Source organism: Streptomyces sp. NBC_00461 (genome assembly GCF_036013935.1).
Lineage (GTDB): Bacteria > Actinomycetota > Actinomycetes > Streptomycetales > Streptomycetaceae > Streptomyces.
The window spans coordinates 7,247,346-7,266,552 of record NZ_CP107902.1; the positions used below are offsets into that span (position 1 = coordinate 7,247,346).

Genomic DNA, 19,207 nt, shown 5'->3' on the forward strand with positions numbered 1-19,207 from the left:
CGTGGACCTGCCGGAACCGCCGAAGGGGGTGTGGCATGGATCTCTTGATCAATGGATGGACAAGCAGGTCGAAGCGTTGACCGACCGGGTCAACTCACGAGTGCGGCCGTCCTCGTCATGCACCGCCAGGACCTCCATGCGCGCGGGCGAGCCCAGAACCGACGTCCCGCAGCTTTCCGGGCGGGGCGGCAGGGACGCTCCCTGCGCCACCTCGACGCGCCACCGGCGTCCGTCCGTGTGGGCGACGGTCACCTGCCAGAGCGGCGCGGTCCCGTCCGTCCGTACGACGCTCAGGGCGCCCGCCGCGAACTCGCACGCTGCCGCGCGCACCGCCAGCTCGGCCGCCTGGCCCGGCCGCTCCCAGGCGGATCCCCCGCGGCACCCTTCCACGACGATGCGGCCCTCCTGGGCGCCGCTCAGGATCTCCTTGACGGCGTGGGCCTCGGCGCGGCCGTACGCGTATCCGTACGGCAGGACGAGCAGCGTGGGCGAGAAGCGATGGCCACCCAGATGAGTGACCTCCCAGACGCCCTCCACCCCGGAGGAGGCGAGCTCGGCCGCGAGCGGTCGGCCGAGCAGCGCGCAGCAGCGGTCGCGCTTGCCGTTGGTGCAGACGAGGGCGAGCGGGTCACCGGTGTGGGGCCGGGCTTCGAGCACCGAGTCGAAGGTGGTGTGATCGCCCCGGCCGAGCGCGGCGAAGTCGAGGTCGAGCAGGGTCCGTGGATCGCAGGCCGTGGCGGAGTGCAGCCAAGCCTTGCCGGGCACCGTGTGGGCCGCGTACACCTGCCGTGCGGCGGGCGTGCCGTAGTCGGCGTGCCGCCCCGGACGTCGGATGAGCGCGATGCGTACGCCCGTGTCCTTCGCGGCGTTTTCCAGCGCGCGGCCGACCGCCGGATCGAGATGGCTCGACGTGAGCGCGTTGGCGCCCCAGGGGCCCGGCTGCTCCAGCAGCAGCCAGGTCCTCGCGGTGGCCGCGGTTCCCGAGATCGGCTCGTCGAGCTCCCGGGACACGGTCGAGCACGTACTCACAGAGGTGAGCCTAACCTGACTTGGCTCGCGGTGGCTTCCAGTCACGGTCGTGTCCCGTGCGACCGACCGGTGTCCTGTGCGGCCGTGTCCTATTCCGGTGACGGCAGCGGCTGGGGCGGCCTCGGACCGACGTAGTGGCCGGTCGGGCGCATGCGCAGCGGGCGTTCCCCGTACTCCTCCAGCGTGTGGGCGATCCAGCCCGCCGTACGGGCCACCGCGAAGATCGTCTCGCCCGCCGTGGAGGGCATGCCCGAGGAGGCGGTGAGGACCGCCAGGGCCAGGTCGACGTTGGCGTGCAGTGACGTGTGGCGGGCGGTGGTGGCCACGACGTCGCGCGCCGCGGCGAGGGCGGGTGCGGCGCCGGGGATCTCCTCCAGGAGGCCGAACAGGACACGCGCGCGTGGGTCCTCGCGAGGGTAGAGCCGGTGGCCGAGTCCCGGAATGCGGCGGCCCGCCCGCAGCTCCTCCGCGATCACGGGGGCCGCGTCGCCCTCTTCGAGCACGTCGAGCAGCAGCCGGTGGGCGAGCCCGCTGGCCGCCCCGTGCAGGGGGCCTTCGAGCACGCCGAGGCCGGCGGAGACGGCCGCGTAGGCGTGGGCGCGGGCCGAGGCGGCGACACGCACCGCGAGGGTCGAGGCGGCGAGGTCGTGGTCGACGAGTAGGGCGAGCGCGGTGTTCAGCACGCGCAGCGAGGCCTCGTCCGCCTCCCGTCCGCTCAGCCGTGCCCACAGCCGCCGGGCCAGTGGGCCCTCGTCGCGATGGCCGCGCCGGACCGGAGGCAGGGCGGCGACGAGGGTGGGGATGAGGGTGCGTGCTGTGCCGAGAACAGTGTCCTCGGAGAGGTCGAAGCGCAGCGGGTCCGCGACCGCGGCCGCGATCGCCGCGACCCGCAACCGGTCGGTCGGCCCGGTGTGTTCGGGCAGCGCGCCCACGGCACGGCGGGCGACGGCGACGGAGGCTTCGGGTGCCGTGAACTCGATGCCCGGGCGCATCCGGCTGGTCCACAGCCACTCCGCGACCTCCTCGTAGGAGTGGCGTGTGGCCAGTTCAGCGGCGTCGACGCCCCGGAAGTAGTACCGGTCGGGCTCGATGAGCGTGATGCGGGTCCGGACCGAGAGCTCACCGTCCGATGCCGAAGTCCCGCTGCTCTCCCGCCTGTTGCGCCGGGCGAGCGTCTCCACCTCCTTGACGTCGAAGGTGCTGCCCCGGCCGCCGGGCACGCGTCGGCTGCCGAGCTGGCCGCGGCTCACGTACGCGTACACGGTCTCGGGCTTCACGCCCAGCAGTTCGGCGGCTTCCTTTGTGGTCAGCCGCTGCTCGGAGCGGCTGGCGGAGGGCTCTTGATCGCGCATGGCATCACCGTATCGGCATAACGATATATGGATTCCTGAGATTGATGCATATTGATCCAATCAACATTGACAGCAATACAGTCAAGCATGGACAGTCGAATCAATCCCAGGGAGGGATCAAGTCCAGAGAGGGATCAAGTCCAGGGAGGAATCATGTCCGTCAACAGGTCAGCAACCGCCACCATCGACGTGCCGCGCGGGCTCGCCGGTGTCGTCGTCACCGATACCGAGATCGGGGACGTCCGCGGGATCGAGGGCTTCTATCACTACCGCCAGTACTCGGCCGTCGAGCTCGCGCAAAGCCGCGGCTTCGAGGACGTCTGGTATCTCCTGGTCCACGGCGAGCTGCCGGACGGCACGCGGCGCGCGGCCTTCACCGCCGAGACGGCGGCCCTGCGGAAGCTGCCCGACGAGGTACGCGCGGCCCTGCCCGCCATCGCCGCCGCGAGCGGACGGTCCGGCCCGCTGGCCGGCATGCGCACGGCACTGTCGCTGCTCGGCGCGGCCAAGGGCTTCCGGCCGGTGTACGACCTCGACGCGGCCGACCGCCGCCGGGACACTCTCGCGGCGGCCGCGGCCGTACCGACGCTGCTCACGGCGCTGCACCGGCTGGGCCGGGGTCTGGAGCCGGTGGAGCCCCGGAGCGACCTGTCCTACGCGGCCAACTACCTCTACATGCTGACCGGTTCGGTGCCGGACCCGAGGCGGGCCAGGGCGGTCGAGCAGTACTTGATTTCAACCATTGACCACGGCTTCAATGCATCAACCTTCACGGCGCGGGTCATCACGTCGACGGGAGCGGACGTGGCCGCGTGCCTCGTCGGGGCCGTGGGGGCGCTGTCCGGTCCGCTGCACGGTGGTGCGCCGAGCCGTGCGCTGGACACCCTCGACGCGATCGGTAACCCTGACCGCATCGAGCCCTGGATCCGTGAACGGGTCCTCGCAGGCGACCGCATCATGGGCTTCGGTCACGCGATCTACCGGACTGAGGACCCGCGTTCCCGCATGCTGCGCGAGGTGGCCCGGAGTTTCGGAGGTCCGCGCGTGGAGTTCGCCGTGGAGGTCGAGCGTCATGTCGAGGCGATCCTGGCCGAGTTGAAACCGGGGCGGGAGCTGCACACGAACGTCGAGTTCTACGCGGGCGTCGTCATGGAGCAGTGCGGTCTGCCGCGGGAGATGTTCACCCCGACGTTCGCGGCGGGGCGCGTCGTCGGCTGGAGCGCGAACATCCTGGAGCAGGCGGAGGACTCGAAGATCATCAGGCCGGTGGCGCGGTATGTGGGGCCGGGGGCGCCGGTGGCGGTGCCGGCGGCTTGATGGACATTCTTGTCTGGCTATGGGGCTGTGATGCGGACTTCGCCGACTTCCATCACTCTTGGGGGCGTTCATTCGACCTGTGAGCGGCACTCACACCAATCGGTGATAACGAAGCCATAAATGGGCGCACCCCGCAGAGGTTGAGGAGAGTTGACTACGGTGCGCACCGTCGGTGGTCTGCCCGGGTGGTCTGCTCGTGCCATGCGGTGGGGTCGGAGATCGAGTTTGCGCTCAGGACTGCAAGGATGCCACCGCGCACGTGCCTCAGCGTGCGCAGGCGCTTGCGTGCCTTGTGTGTGCCTGAGATCAAAGGGAATTTGACAGTGAGTCAGATCGTCCGCCGCCTTGGCGTCGCTCCACGCCATCGAGGTAGCACCAACGGGGCGACATGCCCCGATATCTTCGAATTGGCAGATGGGAATTTCGCCATAATCGGCACGGATATGACCGATTCACTGGAATCCATGCTTCCGCCTGATGCGGCACGTGCTGACTATGAGCGCATTGTCGTGATTTCCCGCGAGACCCTGGTGAAGGCGAAGGCGGATATTCCGGACGCCTAGCCCTGGGGCAGGGAGGGTCGGCCCGAGCGGTACCGCTCCGGGCCGGTCCTGGACGTCATGGCCCACCCGGTTCGCCCGGCGACTCGCCCACCACCCACCACTCCTCGGTGTCGGCCTCCTCGAGTTGCTGCAGCAGAGCGTCGACGAGCAGACCGAGTTCCGCTTCGTCGGTGTCCGCGAGACTCGCCCGCTGTTGCTGAGTGGTGTACCAGTACTCCCTCACGATCGGGTTCTGGAACATCCCCCGTACGTGCTTGAAGAACTCGTCCTTGCTCAGGTTCCCGATGCGGTAGTAGAAGAGCAGGTTCGTGTAGAGCGCGTTGGCGAAGAGATACTGCCGGCGCTGTTTGGGGGAGACGGAGGCCTCGTAGAGGTCCAGCACCTCAGCGAGTTCGGGATCGTCAATTGCCTTGCTCAGCAACTCCCAGTGCTGGCGTTGCTGGGTGGCGAGGTTGGCGTCCTGCTGCGTGTGTGCGCTCCGCTCCAGATGGTCCAGGCGTATGCGCAGCGACTCAAGCGCGTGGCGCCGCGCCGCCAGTGTGGCGAGGACGCCCGCCGCTACGCCGATGCCGACTGCGGCGGCGGACCTCAGTCCCCGCGTCCGAAAGTTCTGTGTGGTCATGTCAACCCCCGAATCAGGCGGCCGTCCGCCGGTCGTCGGGGTGCGGGTCGACTGTGGGGGACCGGCGAGCGGTGGGCGGCGCTTGCCGTCTCCCAGGATGCCGAGCGGCTCTGATCGGCAGGGAGGCGGAGAGGCGGCGCACGGAGGGAAGCGAGGGTCGCACACTCCGGCGCCTTCCCCAACGTCTGCCCCGCAAGTGCTGCTAACAATCGTTCACTTCGCAGTGATTGTTCCGGCTCGTATCCTGGTCCGGCATTCAATCCTCGTGCGTGCGCCGGGAGCGCGATCCGGTGCACGCGTCGGTGTCAGAGAGGTCGCACAATTGAGTCAGCCGAGCCACGGCGTCCGGCAGATCCCGGTCGTCGTACTCGCCGGATTCCTGGGCTCCGGCAAGACCACCCTTCTCAATCACCTCCTGCACCGCAGCGGCGGCAGCCGCATCGGGGCGATCGTGAACGACTTCGGGGCCATCGAGATCGACGCCATGGCCGTCGCCGGTGCGCTCGGGGACTCCACCGTGTCCCTCGGCAACGGCTGTCTGTGCTGTGCCGTCGACACCGGTGAGCTGGATGTGTACCTGGAGCGGCTCGCCCGGCCCGCCGCCGGCATCGACGTCGTCGTCATCGAGGCGAGCGGCCTCGCCGAGCCGCAGGAACTCGTGCGCATGGTGCTGGCCAGTGAGCATCCGGGGATCGTGTACGGCGGCCTCGTCGAGGTCGTTGACGCCGCCGAGTTCGACGACACCCGCGCGAAGCATCCCGAGGTGGACCGGCATCTCGCTCTCGCCGACCTCGTCGTCGTCAACAAGCTCGACCGGGCCGCCGACGGGGAAAGGGTCCTCGCACTCGTTCGGTCCCTTGCCGACCGTGCCGCCGTCGTGCCCGCGACATACGCGCGCGTCGACCCTGAGTTCCTCTTCGACTGCCGGCCGAGCCAGGAACGCGTCGGGCAGCTGTCCTTCGACGATCTCGAGAACCGTGACGCTCACGCCGAGCACGACCATTCCGACCATCTGCACGCCGCCTACGACAGTGTGTCCGTCAGCTCCGACGTGCCCATGGACCCGCGCCGGTTGATGCAGTTCCTCGACAGCAGGCCCGAAGGCCTGTACCGGATCAAGGGGTACGTCGACTTCGGGGCGTACGACCTCCAGAACCGGTACGCCGTCCACGCGGTGGGGCCGTTCCTGCGGTTCTACCCGGAGCCCTGGGCGCCCGACGAGAAGCGTCGGACCCAGCTCGTCGTCATCGGCTCCGGCATCGACGCGCCCGCCCTCCGCAAGGAGTTGGAGGAGTGCGCGCGCCACGCCCCGCACGCCGCCGACGAGCACGGCATGTGGGGCGTCCTGCGCTACGTACAGGATCCGGAGAGGGGTCCGGCGGAGCTGGATCCCGAGGCCTAGACGGGTCCCGCCACCACCGCCACCGTCTTCGCCAGGGACACCCCCGAGCCGTCGCGGCGCGGGTCGATCTCCGGGAGGTCGGCCGGGGTGCCGTTCTTCTGCGCCGCCTTGGCAGGGACGGGGCCCGCCCAGGCCAGGGACAGGCAGTCCTCACCCTTCAGGAACCGCTGGCAGCGGACGCCGCCGGTGGCGCGGCCCTTGCGCGGGTACTGGTCGAACGGGGTGAGCTTGGCCGTCGTCTGGACCGAGTCGTCGAGCGTGCCGCGCGAGCCCGCGACCGTGAACACGACCGCGTCCGCCGCCGGGTCGACGGCCGTGAAGGAGATGACCTTCGCGCCCTCGGTGAGCTTGATGCCCGCCATGCCGCCCGCCGGACGGCCCTGGGGACGGACCTGGGAGGCCTGGTAGCGCAGCAGCTGTGCGTCGTCCGTGATGAAGACGAGGTCCTCCTCGCCGGTGCGCAGCTCGATCGCGCCGACGATCCGGTCACCGTCCTTGAGCGTGATGACCTCCAACTCCTCCTTGTTGGACGGGTAGTCGGGGACCACACGCTTGACGATGCCCTGTTCCGTGCCGAGGGCGAGGCCGGGGGAGGACTCGTCGAGCGTGATCAGGCAGACCACCGTCTCGCCGTCCTCCAGGGAGATGAACTCCGACAGGGGTGCTCCGCCCGCGAGGTTCGGCGCCGACGCCGTGTCCGGGAGCTGCGGGAGGTCGACGACGTTGATCCGCAGCAGGCGGCCGGAGGAGGTCACCGCGCCGATCTCGCCGCGAGCCGTGGCCGGGACCGCCGAGACGATCACGTCGTGCTTCACGCGCCGGGCGTCGGCGTCCTCCCCGAAGGGCTCGCCGTTCGACGTGCGGGCCAGCAGGCCCGTCGAGGAGAGCAGGATCCGGCACGGGTCGTCCGCGACCTGCAGCGGTACGGCGGCCGCGGGGGCGCCCGACGCCTCCAGCAGGACCGTGCGCCGATCGGTGCCGAACTTCTTGGCCACCGCGGCCAGTTCGGTGGAGACCAGCTTGCGCAGCTCCGCGTCCGACTCGAGGATCCGGGTCAGCTCCGCGATCTCCGCGTTCAGCCGCTCCTTCTCCGACTCCAGCTCGATCCGGTCGAACTTGGTGAGGCGGCGCAGCGGGGTGTCCAGAATGTACTGGGTCTGGACCTCCGACAGGGAGAAGCGCTCCATCAGGCGCTCCTTGGCCTGCGCGGAGTTCTCGCTGGAGCGGATCAGCCGGATGACCTCGTCGATGTCGACGAGGGCGGTCAGCAGGCCCTCCACCAGGTGCAGACGGTCGCGCCGCTTGGTGCGGCGGAACTCGCTGCGCCGCCGTACGACCTCGAAGCGGTGGTCGAGGTAGACCTCCAGGAGCTCCTTGAGACCCAGCGTCAGCGGCTGGCCGTCCACCAGGGCGACGTTGTTGATGCCGAAGGACTCCTCCATCGGCGTCAGCTTGTACAGCTGCTCCAGGACGGCCTCCGGCACGAAGCCGTTCTTGATCTCGATGACCAGGCGCAGGCCGTGCGCGCGGTCGGTGAGGTCCTTGACGTCGGCGATGCCCTGGATCTTCTTGGAGCCGACCAGGTCCTTGATCTTGGCGATGACCTTCTCGGGGCCGACCGCGAAGGGCAGTTCGGTGATGACCAGGCCCTTGCGGCGCGCCGTGACGGTTTCGATCTCCACCGTGGCGCGGATCTTGAAGGTGCCGCGGCCCGACTCGTAGGCGTCCCGGATGCCGGCGAGGCCGACGATGCGGCCGCCGGTGGGCAGGTCGGGGCCCGGTACGAACTTCATCAACGTGTCCAGATCCGCGTTCGGGAAGCGGATCAGGTGCCGGGCGGCCGCGATGACCTCGGCGAGGTTGTGCGGGGGCATGTTCGTCGCCATGCCGACCGCGATGCCCGAGGAGCCGTTCACCAGGAGGTTCGGGAAGGCGGCGGGCAGGGCGACCGGCTCCTGCTCCTGGCCGTCGTAGTTGGGCGTGAAGTCGACCGTGTCCTCGTCGATCGACTCCGTCATCAGGCTCGTCGCCTGGGCCTGGCGGCACTCGGTGTAGCGCATGGCGGCCGGCGGGTCGTCGTTGCCCAGCGAGCCGAAGTTGCCGTGGCCGTCGACCAGCGGCACGCGCATGGAGAAGGGCTGGGCCATGCGCACCAGGGCGTCGTAGATCGACGCGTCGCCGTGGGGGTGCAGCTTGCCCATGACCTCGCCGACCACGCGCGCGCACTTCACATAGCCGCGGTCGGGGCGCAGCCCCATCTCGTTCATCTGGTAGACGATGCGGCGGTGCACCGGCTTGAGACCGTCGCGGGCGTCGGGCAGGGCTCGGGAGTAGATGACCGAGTACGCGTACTCGAGGAAGGAGCCCTGCATCTCGTCGACGACGTCGATGTCGAGGATCTTCTCCTCGTACGAATCGTCGGGCGGCGGGGTCTTCGTGCTGCGGCGGGCCATCGCTGCCGGCTCCTCTTTTCTGGGCGCTCGCCTACGGGTCGCTCACGTCCCCTTCGGCTCACTCTTGCTGAAGCGTGAACAGGATCTGACGCGACCATTGTGGACCGCGGCACTGACAACGCCTGCCAGGACCCGGTGTCGGCGGTCCGGCCGGCGCGCGGGGGTCAACCTCGCTGAGGCTGCCCGCAGGTTACGCGATCCGCTGTGGGCGTATGTCGTCCGGGAACTTCGCCGACGATCCGCACGCTTGCATACAGTGGCAGGACCGGCAGGAAAACCGCGGTTCGAAGCACCGCATCCGCGATCGAAGGGACGTACATGCCCATGGGTCACACGGCCACAGACCAGGCAGGCACCGGGGGCCTGACTGCGACCGAGCACCGCCTGGCCAACGGCCTGCGCGTGGTGCTCTCCGAGGACCACCTGACCCCGGTCGCGGCGGTCTGCCTCTGGTACGACGTCGGCTCACGCCACGAAGTCAAGGGACGCACCGGCCTGGCTCACCTTTTCGAGCACCTGATGTTCCAGGGTTCGGGACAGGTCACGGGGAACGGGCACTTCGAGCTGGTGCAGGGAGCGGGCGGCTCGCTCAACGGCACCACCAGCTTCGAGCGCACCAACTACTTCGAGACCATGCCCACCCACCAGCTGGAGCTCGCCCTCTGGCTGGAGGCCGACCGCATGGGTTCCCTGCTCGCCGCCCTCGACGACGAGTCCATGGAGAACCAGCGGGACGTCGTCAAGAACGAGCGCCGTCAGCGCTACGACAACGTGCCCTACGGCACGGCGTTCGAGAAGCTCACCGCCCTCGCCTACCCCGAGGGCCACCCCTACCACCACACCCCGATCGGCTCGATGGCCGACCTGGACGCGGCGACCCTGGAGGACGCGCGCGCGTTCTTCCGCACGTACTACGCGCCGGGCAACGCGGTCCTGTCGGTCGTCGGCGACATCGACCCGGAGCAGACGCTCGCCTGGGTCGAGAGGTACTTCGGGTCCATCGCCTCGCACGACGGCAAGCCCGCACCCCGGGACGGTTCGCTGCCCGAGATCATCGGCAGCCAGCTGCGCGAGGTCGTGAAGGAGGAGGTGCCCGCGCGCGCCCTAATGGCGGCCTACCGGCTGCCGCACGACGGCACGCGCGAGGCGGACGCCGCCGACCTGGCACTCACCGTCCTCGGCGGCGGCGAGTCCTCCCGCCTCTACAACCGTCTCGTACGGCGCGACCGTACGGCCGTCGCGGCCAACTTCGGCCTGCTGCGGCTGGCCGGAGCGCCCTCCCTGGGCTGGCTGGACGTGAAGACCTCCGGTGACTACGAGGTGCCGGTCATCGAGACCGCGATCGACGAGGAGCTCGCCCGGTTCGCCGAGGAGGGCCCCACCGCCGAGGAAATGGAGCGCGCGCAGGCCCAGTTGGAGCGCGAGTGGCTCGACCGGCTCGGCACGGTCGCGGGCCGCGCCGACGAACTGTGCCGTTACGCCGTCCTGTTCGGCGACCCGCAGCTCGCCCTCACCGCCGTCCAGCGCGTCCTGGAAGTGACACCCCAGGAGGTCCAGGAGGTCGCCAAGGCCCGCCTGCGGCCCGACAACCGCGCGGTGCTCGTCTACGAGCCCGTCGCGGGAGAGACCGCCGAGGACGCCGATCCCCCGCAGGACCCCGAGGCCGAAGCCACGATCGAGGCCGGCGACGACACCACGGAGGCGGCCAAGTGACCGAGCTCACCACGATGGAGTTCCACCCGCAGCCCCAGGCCGGCGAGGCAAGGCCCTGGGCCTTCCCCGCCCCGGAGCGCGGCGCGCTCGGCAACGGCCTGACCGTCCTGCGCTGCCACCGCCCCGGCCAGCAGGTCGTCGCCGTAGAGGTGCTCCTGGCCGCGCCCCTGGAGGCCGAGCCGGCCGGTTTCGAAGGCGTCGCCACGATCATGGCGCGGGCCTTCTCCGAGGGCACCGACAAGCACTCCGCCGAGGACTTCGCCGCCGAACTGGAGCGCTGCGGCGCCACCCTCGACGCGCACGCCGACCACCCGGGTCTGCGCCTGAGCCTCGAAGTGCCGGCCTCCCGCCTCGCCAAGGCGCTCGGTCTGCTCGCCGACGCCCTCAGGGCACCCGCCTTCGCCGACAGCGAGATCGAGCGGCTGGTCCGCAACCGCCTGGACGAGATCCCGCACGAGCTGGCCAACCCCTCCCGCCGAGCCGCCAAGGAGCTCTCCAAGGAGCTGTTCCCGGCGACCTCGCGCATGTCGCGCCCGCGCCAGGGCACCGAGGAGACCGTCGAGAAGATCGACTCGGCGGCCGTACGCGCCTTCTACGACCGGCACGTCAGGCCCGCCACGGCCACCGCCGTCGTCGTCGGCGACCTCACCGGCATCGACCTGGACGCGCTGCTCGGCGAGACCCTGGGCGCCTGGACGGGCTCCGGGGGCGAGTCCCGTCCGGTACCGCCGATCACCGCCGACGACACCGGGCGCGTGATCATCGTGGACCGTCCCGGCTCGGTCCAGACGCAGCTGCTCATCGGACGCGTCGGCCGCGACCGGCACGACCGTGTGTGGCCCGCGCAGGTGCTCGGTACGTACTGCCTGGGCGGCACCCTCACCTCCCGTCTGGACCGCGTCCTGCGCGAGGAGAAGGGCTACACCTACGGTGTGCGCGCGTTCGGCCAGGTCCTCAGGTCCGCCCCGGACGGCTCCGGCGCCGCGATGCTCGCGATCAGCGGCTCCGTCGACACCCCGAACACCGGCCCGGCGCTCGACGACCTTTGGAAGGTGCTGCGCACGCTCGCCGAGGGCGGCCTCACCGACGCCGAGCGCGATGTCGCCGTACAGAACCTCGTCGGGGTGGCGCCGCTGAAGTACGAGACCGCGGCGGCCGTGGCGAGCACGCTGGCCGACCAGGTCGAGCAGCACCTGCCGGACGACTACCAGGCGACGCTGTACCAGCAGCTCGCCGCCACCGGCACCGTGGAGGCCACCGCGGCGGCCGTCAGCGCCTTCCCCGTGGACCGTCTGGTGACCGTCCTCGTCGGTGACGCGGCCGAGATCAAGGAGCCCGTCGAGGCCCTGGGGATCGGCGAAGTCACCGTCGTGGCAGCCGAGTAGAGGACCGGTCGGCGCCACGCGCGTGGGGGCCCTGGTGACTGATGAGTCACCAGGGCCCCCTAATGTCCGAATTGGGGGAGAGGTTGCCTGTCTGACCTGTGGCATGCACTACAAAACGCGTGATCCGTTTGGGAATTGAAAGTCGCCCCGCTTAGCGTCATCCGGTCTGTCCGTCAGGCACAGCGCCGCATCCGCGGCACCGGACAGTCATCGCCGAGTCCCCCTATGGCGCGAGCCAGGGGAGCCGGGGACCCACCGCAGTCCCTGGGGTGAATCGGACGCCCGCGCCCAGCGAGGGGGTCCGTAGGAGACCTTCCTGCTCCGAACCCGTCAGCTAACCCGGTAGGCGAGAGGGAAGGAAAGGAACAGCCACCACATGGCGTTCACGCGCGCCACCGGGAAGCACCGTCGTCCCACGCGGATGCACCGCACCACCACCCGCGCCGCAGGGGTCGCGGCTCTCGCCGCCACCGGCGTCGTCGGCGCCCAGGCCGCTCCGGCCCTCGCCGCCGAGAGCTCCGTCGAGCAGACCGGCCTCAACCCTGTCATCACCATCGGCGACACGATCGCCGACAAGATCGACGCCCAGGCCGACGCCCAGAAGCAGGCCGCCGAGGAGGCCGCCCGCAAGAAGGCGGCCCTGGAGGCGGCGCGCAAGAAGGCCGCCGCGAAGGCCGAGGCGGAGCGCGAGGCCAAGGAGCGCGCCGCGCGCGAGGCAGAGCGCAAGCGCCTCAACACCTTCGTCGCGCCGATCTCGAACTCGTACGTCTCGACGGGCTACAAGACCGGCGGCTCCCTGTGGTCCTCCGGCAGCCACACGGGCATCGACTTCCACGCCGCGAGCGGCACGACCGTCCACGCGGTCGGCGCCGGCACCGTCGTCGAGACCGGCTGGGGCGGCGCCTACGGCAACCAGATAGTGATCAGGATGCACGACGGCATGTACACCCAGTACGGCCACCTGTCGTCCATCGGTGTCTCGGTGGGCCAGACGGTCACCCCGGGGCAGCAGATAGGCGTCTCCGGCGCGACCGGCAACACCACCGGACCGCACCTGCACTTCGAGGCCCGTACGACCGCCGAGTACGGCTCGGACATCGACCCCGTCGCCTACCTGCGCTCGCACGGCGTGAACGTCTGACGACGGATCGCAGGACAACGGCGAAACCCCGGCTCCACCAGCCGGGGTTTCGCCGTTTTCCGTAGCCCTGCTGTCCAAAAAATATCCATGGATTCCGGCCTCCCGTCGGAAATTCCGGCTCTGTGCAATAGAGTCACGGAACACACGTCAATCATCGACGTTTCACGGGGATTAAGTCGGAGGTCGGTCATGCGTATTCCGGCGCACTCGGTGTGCACGGCGATCCGGGACGACATCGTCGCCGGTGTCCACGAGCGTGGCGGCCGCCTCACCGAGGAAGTTCTGGCCCGCCGCTACGGCGTCTCGCGCGTTCCCGTCCGCGAGGCCCTGCGCACGCTGGAGGCCGAGGGCTTCGTGGTGACCCGACGGCACGCGGGCGCCTGCGTGGCGGAACCGACCGAGCAGGAGGCCGCCGACCTGCTGGAGATGCGCATGCTCCTGGAGCCGCTCGGTGCCTCACGGGCCGCCCAGCGGCGCACCGAGGCCCATCTCAAGGTCCTGCGCGGCCTGGTGAGACTGGGCCAGGAGCGGGCCAGGAGGGGCAACAGCGAGGATCTGCGCTCCCTGGGGAACTGGTTCCACGAGACGCTCGCCCAGGCCTCCGGCAGCCCCGCGCTGACTTCGATGCTGACCCAGCTGCGCCACAAGATCGCCTGGATGTACGCCGTGGAGGCGCCCGCCGACCCCGTGGAGTCCTGGGCGGAGCACGGCGCGATCGTCGACGCCGTGGCCCGCGGCGACAGCGAGCGCGCGCGGGCGGTCACGACGCTGCACACCGAGCGTTCCAGCGGGGTGCACCGGCTGCGATTCGCCCCCGGTGCCGATCGCGCCGACCGTGTGAGGAACTCGCAACATGCCGTAAACATGTCGAGCCTGCGTCATTAACACGGGCGCCGTATACAAAGACAAGAGAATTCGCGGGGGTTTATCGATGCTGCCCGCGATCGAGAATTCCACGGTCTCGGAACAAGAAATGCGAAGGGCTCGCCCGGTAATTCGGACGAGCCCTTCTGCGGTGCCGTGATCAGACGGTCTCGGGGAGCTCCTCGAGACCTTCGGAGACCAGCTTGGCCAGACGGTCGAGTGCGGCGTCCGCACCCTCGGCGTCGGAGGCGAGGACGATCTCCTCGCCACCCTGGGCGCCCAGGCCCAGGACGGCCAGCATGGAGGCCGCGTTGACGGGGTTGCCGTCGGCCTTGGCGATCGTCACGGGGATACCTGCGGCCGTGGTGGCCCGGACGAAGATGGATGCGGGGCGGGCGTGGAGGCCCTCGGCCCAGCCGACGTTGACGCGGCGCTCAGCCATGTGATGCTGCCCTTCAGAGTCTCAGGGTTGTCTAGACCAGTTTCCCACAACGTGAAGCATGTCCGGAGCGGTCCTTCGTCCCGTCCGGGGCGGGTCGTCGGACCGCGGCCTCGGCCCGACTTGCGTCCTTGTTCAGTTCTCCGCGGACTGCCGTGTTCTCCACAGACTGCCTCGCGCCGTTGTCGGACGCGAGCCGTACTCTGGGGCCCATGCAGACCTCGCCGGACCGGCACGAGTACCCCGCGCACTGGGAGGCCGACGTGGTGCTGCGCGACGGCGGCACCGCGCGCATCCGCCCCATCACCGTTGATGACGCCGAGCGCCTGGTCAGCTTCTACGAGCAGGTGTCGGACGAGTCGAAGTACTACCGCTTCTTCGCGCCCTACCCTCGCCTGTCCGCCAAGGACGTCCACCGCTTCACGCACCACGACTTTGTGGACCGGGTGGGACTCGCGGCCACGGTCGGCGGCGAGTTCATCGCCACCGTACGCTACGACCGCATCGGCGCCGATGGCATGCCCGCGTCGGTGCCGGCCGACGAGGCCGAGGTGGCCTTCCTCGTCCAGGACGCCCACCAGGGGCGCGGTGTCGCGTCCGCCCTCCTGGAGCACATCGCCGCCGTCGCCCGCGAGCGCGCCATCCGCCGCTTCGCCGCCGAGGTGCTGCCCGCCAACGTCAAGATGATCAAGGTGTTCACGGACGCGGGCTACACCCAGAAGCGCAGCTTCGAGGACGGCGTCGTACGCCTGGAGTTCGACCTCGAACCCACCGACCGCTCCCTCGCGGTACAGCGCGCCCGGGAGCAGCGCGCCGAGGCGCGGTCCGTACGGCGGCTGCTCGTGCCGGGCTCGGTCGCCGTCGTCGGCACCGGGCGCACGCCGGGAGGCGTGGGCCGCGGCATCCTCGACAACATCCGCGACGCCGGCTTCACCGGGTCGCTCCACGCCGTGAACAAGGCACTTCCCGAAGACGTCAAAGAACTCGACGGCGTCCCGGCGCACCGTTCGGTGCGGGACATCGACGGGCCCGTCGACCTCGCGGTCGTCGCCGTGCCGGCCGAGCAGGTCCCCGAGGTGGTCACCGAGTGCGGCGAGCACGGTGTGCAGGGGCTCGTCGTCATCTCCGCCGGGTACGCCGAGAGCGGGCCCGAAGGACGCGAGCGCCAGCGCGAACTCGTGCGGCACGCGCGCACGTACGGCATGCGCATCATCGGACCGAACGCCTTCGGGGTCATCAACACCTCCTCCGACGTACGGCTGAACGCCTCGCTCGCCCCCGAGATGCCCCGCCCCGGCCGGATCGGGCTGTTCGCACAGTCCGGCGCCATCGGCATCGCGCTGCTGTCCCGGCTGCAGCGCCGCGGCGGGGGAGTCACGGGCGTCACGGGCGTGTCCACCTTCGTGTCCTCCGGCAACCGCGCGGACGTGTCCGGCAACGACGTGATCCAGTACTGGTACGACGACCCGGACACCGATGTCGTCCTCATGTACCTGGAGTCCATCGGCAACCCCCGCAAGTTCACCCGCCTCGCCCGGCGGACGGCGGCGGCGAAGCCGCTGGTCGTGGTCCAGGGCGCCGGCAGCGCCCCCCAGGGACATGCCGTACGGGCGACACGGCTGCCGCACACGACCGTGTCCGCGCTGCTCAGGCAGGCCGGCGTGATCCGCGTGGACACCATCACCGAGCTGGTCGACGCGGGGCTGCTGCTCGCCCGGCAGCCGCTGCCGGCGGGGCCGCGGGTGGCGATCCTCGGGAACTCCGAGTCGCTGGGGCTGCTGACGTACGACGCGTGTCTCTCCGAGGGACTCAGGCCCGCGCGACCGCTGGACCTGACGACGGCGGCCTCGGCGGGCGACTTCCACGCCGCCCTGTCGCGCGCCCTCGGGGACGACTCGTGCGACGCGGTGGTGGTGACGGCCATCCCGGCGATCGGCGAGGGATCGCCCGGGGACGCCGAACTGGCGGAGGCGCTGCGATCGGCCGCGGAGGCGGTCCCCGGAAAGCCCGTGCTGGTGGTGCACGTGGAGCTCGGCGGGCTCGCGGAGGCGCTGTCGGCCGCGACGAGCACCGCACCGCAGCCCGACACCGCGGCCTCCGGCACCCGCCGGCTCCGCCCCTCGCAACAACTGCCCGCCCCGGTACGGGCACCGCAACCCACCGCCCCCGACACCGGCCCCCGCCTCATCCCCGCCTACCCCGCCGCCGAGCGCGCCGTCCGCGCCCTCGCCGAGGCCGTGCACTACGCCCAGTGGCGGCGGGAAGCGGCCGAGCCCGGCAAGGTGCCCGAGTACGAGGACATCGACGAGAAGGGCGCCGCCCGGCTCATCGGCGGCATGCTCGCGCGCGGGCAGGGCCTCACGCTCGGCACCGCGGAGACCCGCGACCTGCTCGGGCGGTACGGCATCGCCGTACGCGAGGCGGTTCCCGCCTTCACCCCTGACGACGCCGCGCGGGCCGCCGCCGGCATCGGCTACCCCGTCGCCCTCAAGGCCACCGCCCCGCACCTGCGGCACCGTGCCGACCTGGGCGGCGTACGGCTGGATCTCGCGGACGAGGAGCAACTGCGGCGGGCGTACGCGGAGTTGACCGAACTCTTCGGGAAGCCGGAGGAGCTGCGACCGGTGGTGCAGGGGATGGCACCACGCGGCGTGGACACGGTCGTACGGGCCGTCATCGACCCGGCGGCCGGAGCCGTCCTGTCGTTCGGGCTCGCCGGAGCCGCCTCCCAGCTGCTCGGCGACATGGCGCACCGGCTGGTTCCGGTCACCGACCGGGACGCGACCTCGCTGGTCCGGTCGATCCGGACGGCACCGCTCCTGTTCGGCTGGCGCGGCTCGACGCCCGTGGACACACCTGCGCTGGAAGAGCTGCTGCTGCGTGTGTCACGGCTGGTCGACGACCACCCGGAGGTCGTGGCGGTGACCCTGGAGCCGGTCGTCGTCGCACCCCAGGGCCTGAGCGTTCTCGGCGTCTCCGTCCGCCTGGCCCCGCCACCCGTCCGCGACGACCTCGGCCCGCGCACGCTCCCCGTCTACTGAGACGTGTCACGGAGACGGCCATGACCGGTGCCTCGCAGCCAGTGCACCCCCTTAGGATGGACGTCATGGCCAAGACCAGTACGACGACCCAGGGGCTGCGAGCGGCGATCGAGCGCAGCGGCTACTACCCGGCCCTCGTGGCCGAGGCGGTGGAGGCCGCCTTGGGCGGCGACTCCATCCGGTCGTTCCTGGTCCACCAGGAGACGACGTTCGACCAGAACGAGGTGCGGCGGCACGTGACCGTGCTCGTCCTCACCGGCAACCGCTTCATCGTCAGCCACACCGACGAGCAGGCGGCGGACAGCACCTCCCCGACGCCGTACGCGACGACGTCGACGGAGTCGGTGAAGCTCGGCCGGATCTCGTCGGTCGTGGTCAGCCGGGTGGTCGCCAACCCGGAGAAGTACACGGTGGGCACACTGCCCCGCGAGGTCGTCCTCACCATCGGCTGGGGCGCCGTCTCCCGCATCGACCTCGAACCCGCCGCCTGCGGCGACCCCAACTGCGAGGCCGACCACGGGTACACCGGCAGCTCGACCGCGGACGACCTCAGCCTGCGGGTGAGCGAGGCCGGGGACGGACCGGAGACGGTCCGCCAGGCGCTCGCCTTCGCCCAGTCGCTCTCCGAGGCGACCGCGGACACCACCCGCTGATGTCGCAGTCCGCACCCTGGGACACCGACCCGGAACCCCTCGCCGTCGACTCCGCGCCGCTGCCCGAGTACGGCAGCGGCTCCCTCGCCGACCTCCTGCCCACGCTGGCCGCCGGCATGGCCGTACCGGGCATGACGGCCGCGATCACCGAGCTGGCCCCCGCCGACCGGAACTGCGTGTTCCTGATCGACGGGCTCGGCTGGGAGCAGCTGAGGGCGCATCCGGACGAGGCGCCCTTCATGACCTCGCTCCTCGGCAGCTCGCGCGGCGGCACCGGCCGCCCCCTGACCACCGGCTACCCGGCGACCACCGCCACCTCCCTCGCCTCCGTCGGCACCGGCCTGCCGCCGGGCGCGCACGGCCTGCCCGGCTACACCGTGCGCAACCCGGAGACCGGCGCGCTGATGAACCAGCTGCGCTGGCAGCCGTGGACGTCGCCGCAGGTGTGGCAGCCGTACCCCACGGTCTTCCAGCTGGCCGACGCGGCCGGGGTGCACGCGGCACAGGTGTCGTCGCCCACCTTCCAGAACACCCCCCTGACCAAGGTCGCGCTCAGTGGCGGAACGTTCCACGGGCGGCTGTCCGGCGAGGACCGCATGGATCTCGCGGCCCAGCAACTGGCCGCCGGCGACCGCTCCTTGGTCTACACGTACTACGCGGAACTCGACGGCGCCGGCCACCGTTACGGCGTCGAGTCGGACACCTGGCGCGGCCAGCTCATGCATGTCGACCGGCTGGTCCAGCGCCTGGCCGAGCAACTGCCGCCGCGCACCGCGCTGTACGTCACGGCGGACCACGGCATGGTGGACATCCCCTTCGACGAGCAGCACCGCATCGACTTCGACGAGGACTGGGAGCTGCGGGCCGGCGTCGCCCTGCTGGGCGGTGAGGGCCGGGCCCGGCACGTGTACGCGGTGCCGGGCGCCCAGAGTGACGTGCTGACCTGCTGGCGCGAGGTGCTCGGCGAGCAGTTCTGGGTGGCCTCGCGGGACGAGGCGATCGCCGCGGGCTGGTTCGGGCCGCACATCGACGAGCGGGTCCACGCACGCCTCGGCGACGTGATCGCCGCCGCGCGCGACGACGTCCTCATCATCGCCTCCGAGCGGGAGCCGAAGGAGTCGGCGATGGTCGGCAACCACGGTTCGATGACCCCTGCCGAGCAGCTGGTCCCCCTGCTCGAAGTACGCTCCTGAATCCGTCGTCCTCTCCTCTTTGCCGAAAGGTGCTCAACTC

At 70.6% G+C, this 19,207-nt stretch carries 15 protein-coding genes and 1 riboswitch; of the genes, 10 read left to right on the forward strand and 5 right to left on the reverse strand.

Translation table 11 applies throughout. The features are described 5' to 3' along the window. Positions 1-48: 48 nt before the first annotated feature. Positions 49-1,029 carry a sucrase ferredoxin gene (locus OG870_RS33790; protein WP_266522531.1) on the reverse strand — a complete coding sequence of 327 codons (981 nt, stop codon included), beginning with the start codon at positions 1,027-1,029 and terminating at the stop codon, positions 49-51. A gap of 89 nt (positions 1,030-1,118) precedes the next feature. Next, entirely contained in the window at positions 1,119-2,381 is a 1,263-nt protein-coding gene (locus OG870_RS33795; protein ID WP_266590420.1) for a citrate synthase, read from the reverse strand. A gap of 153 nt (positions 2,382-2,534) precedes the next feature. On the opposite strand from OG870_RS33795, the gene OG870_RS33800 reads away from it, so the two are divergent. Together OG870_RS33800 and OG870_RS33805 are read left to right on the forward strand one after the other, a co-directional pair. Continuing rightward, positions 2,535-3,698 (forward strand): citrate synthase/methylcitrate synthase, encoded by a 1,164-nt coding sequence (locus tag OG870_RS33800; RefSeq protein ID WP_266522536.1) that lies wholly within the window; start codon positions 2,535-2,537, stop codon positions 3,696-3,698. 323 nt (positions 3,699-4,021) lie between these two features. Further along, complete coding sequence (locus OG870_RS33805) at positions 4,022-4,261, forward strand: hypothetical protein (protein WP_266522538.1); 240 nt, start codon at positions 4,022-4,024, stop codon at positions 4,259-4,261. Positions 4,262-4,316: 55 nt separating this feature from the next. Here the strand turns inward: OG870_RS33805 and OG870_RS33810 are convergent, their stop codons facing one another. Then, a complete protein-coding gene (locus OG870_RS33810) occupies positions 4,317-4,883 on the reverse strand; it encodes a DUF6082 family protein (protein ID WP_266522540.1) in 567 nt (188 codons plus the stop codon). Positions 4,884-5,205: 322 nt separating this feature from the next. On the opposite strand from OG870_RS33810, the gene OG870_RS33815 reads away from it, so the two are divergent. Then, entirely contained in the window at positions 5,206-6,285 is a 1,080-nt protein-coding gene (locus OG870_RS33815) for a CobW family GTP-binding protein (protein ID WP_266590422.1), read from the forward strand. Here the strand turns inward: OG870_RS33815 and OG870_RS33820 are convergent. Next, on the reverse strand, positions 6,282-8,738 hold the full coding sequence (locus OG870_RS33820; RefSeq protein WP_266522544.1) for a DNA gyrase/topoisomerase IV subunit A: 2,457 nt from the start codon (positions 8,736-8,738) through the stop codon (positions 6,282-6,284). The two genes, OG870_RS33815 and OG870_RS33820, sit on opposite strands and share 4 nt — an antisense overlap. A gap of 318 nt (positions 8,739-9,056) precedes the next feature. On the opposite strand from OG870_RS33820, the gene OG870_RS33825 reads away from it, so the two are divergent. The 4 genes from OG870_RS33825 to OG870_RS33840 all read left to right on the forward strand — a co-directional run bounded on the left by OG870_RS33825 (position 9,057) and on the right by OG870_RS33840 (position 13,862). Then, positions 9,057-10,451, forward strand: coding sequence for a M16 family metallopeptidase (locus OG870_RS33825; protein WP_266522547.1), 1,395 nt, complete (start codon positions 9,057-9,059; stop codon positions 10,449-10,451). Then, positions 10,448-11,836 (forward strand): M16 family metallopeptidase, encoded by a 1,389-nt coding sequence (locus OG870_RS33830; protein ID WP_266522550.1) that lies wholly within the window; start codon positions 10,448-10,450, stop codon positions 11,834-11,836. Before OG870_RS33825 ends, OG870_RS33830 begins: the two co-directional genes overlap by 4 nt. A 201-nt stretch (positions 11,837-12,037) precedes the next feature. Further along, a riboswitch (cyclic di-AMP (ydaO/yuaA leader) is annotated at positions 12,038-12,200 on the forward strand. A gap of 12 nt (positions 12,201-12,212) precedes the next feature. Next, entirely contained in the window at positions 12,213-12,977 is a 765-nt protein-coding gene (locus OG870_RS33835) for a M23 family metallopeptidase (protein WP_266522553.1), read from the forward strand. Between the two features lie 189 nt (positions 12,978-13,166). Continuing rightward, the gene (locus OG870_RS33840; RefSeq protein WP_266522555.1) at positions 13,167-13,862 is read left to right on the forward strand and encodes a GntR family transcriptional regulator; all 696 of its coding nucleotides are present in this window, start codon (positions 13,167-13,169) and stop codon (positions 13,860-13,862) included. A 139-nt stretch (positions 13,863-14,001) separates the two neighbouring features. On the opposite strand, the gene OG870_RS33845 is transcribed toward OG870_RS33840, so the two are convergent. Continuing rightward, positions 14,002-14,283 carry an HPr family phosphocarrier protein gene (locus tag OG870_RS33845; RefSeq protein ID WP_107907491.1) on the reverse strand — a complete coding sequence of 94 codons (282 nt, stop codon included), beginning with the start codon at positions 14,281-14,283 and terminating at the stop codon, positions 14,002-14,004. A 209-nt stretch (positions 14,284-14,492) separates the two neighbouring features. On the opposite strand from OG870_RS33845, the gene OG870_RS33850 reads away from it, so the two are divergent. The 3 genes from OG870_RS33850 (at position 14,493) to OG870_RS33860 (ending at position 19,167) form a co-directional block, all read left to right on the forward strand. After that, positions 14,493-17,321 (forward strand): bifunctional acetate--CoA ligase family protein/GNAT family N-acetyltransferase, encoded by a 2,829-nt coding sequence (locus OG870_RS33850; protein ID WP_266843707.1) that lies wholly within the window; start codon positions 14,493-14,495, stop codon positions 17,319-17,321. 65 nt (positions 17,322-17,386) lie between these two features. Next, positions 17,387-17,974 carry a DUF5998 family protein gene (locus tag OG870_RS33855; RefSeq protein WP_266522562.1) on the forward strand — a complete coding sequence of 196 codons (588 nt, stop codon included), beginning with the start codon at positions 17,387-17,389 and terminating at the stop codon, positions 17,972-17,974. Further along, the gene (locus OG870_RS33860; protein ID WP_266590427.1) at positions 17,974-19,167 is read left to right on the forward strand and encodes an alkaline phosphatase family protein; all 1,194 of its coding nucleotides are present in this window, start codon (positions 17,974-17,976) and stop codon (positions 19,165-19,167) included. Before OG870_RS33855 ends, OG870_RS33860 begins: the two co-directional genes overlap by 1 nt. Positions 19,168-19,207: the final 40 nt, after the last annotated feature.

Bases quoted from the DNA above. Each gene is read 5' to 3' on its own strand.
- OG870_RS33795 (WP_266590420.1), bottom strand. From the start codon at position 2,381: ATGCGCGATCAAGAGCCCTCCGCCAGCCGCTCCGAGCAGCGGCTGACC.
- OG870_RS33800 (WP_266522536.1), top strand. From the start codon at position 2,535: ATGTCCGTCAACAGGTCAGCAACCGCCACCATCGACGTGCCGCGCGGG.
- OG870_RS33810 (WP_266522540.1), bottom strand. From the start codon at position 4,883: ATGACCACACAGAACTTTCGGACGCGGGGACTGAGGTCCGCCGCCGCA.
- OG870_RS33820 (WP_266522544.1), bottom strand. From the start codon at position 8,738: ATGGCCCGCCGCAGCACGAAGACCCCGCCGCCCGACGATTCGTACGAG.
- OG870_RS33825 (WP_266522547.1), top strand. From the start codon at position 9,057: ATGCCCATGGGTCACACGGCCACAGACCAGGCAGGCACCGGGGGCCTG.
- OG870_RS33835 (WP_266522553.1), top strand. From the start codon at position 12,213: ATGGCGTTCACGCGCGCCACCGGGAAGCACCGTCGTCCCACGCGGATG.
- OG870_RS33840 (WP_266522555.1), top strand. From the start codon at position 13,167: ATGCGTATTCCGGCGCACTCGGTGTGCACGGCGATCCGGGACGACATC.
- OG870_RS33845 (WP_107907491.1), bottom strand. From the start codon at position 14,283: ATGGCTGAGCGCCGCGTCAACGTCGGCTGGGCCGAGGGCCTCCACGCC.
- OG870_RS33850 (WP_266843707.1), top strand. From the start codon at position 14,493: ATGCAGACCTCGCCGGACCGGCACGAGTACCCCGCGCACTGGGAGGCC.
- OG870_RS33855 (WP_266522562.1), top strand. From the start codon at position 17,387: ATGGCCAAGACCAGTACGACGACCCAGGGGCTGCGAGCGGCGATCGAG.
- OG870_RS33860 (WP_266590427.1), top strand. From the start codon at position 17,974: ATGTCGCAGTCCGCACCCTGGGACACCGACCCGGAACCCCTCGCCGTC.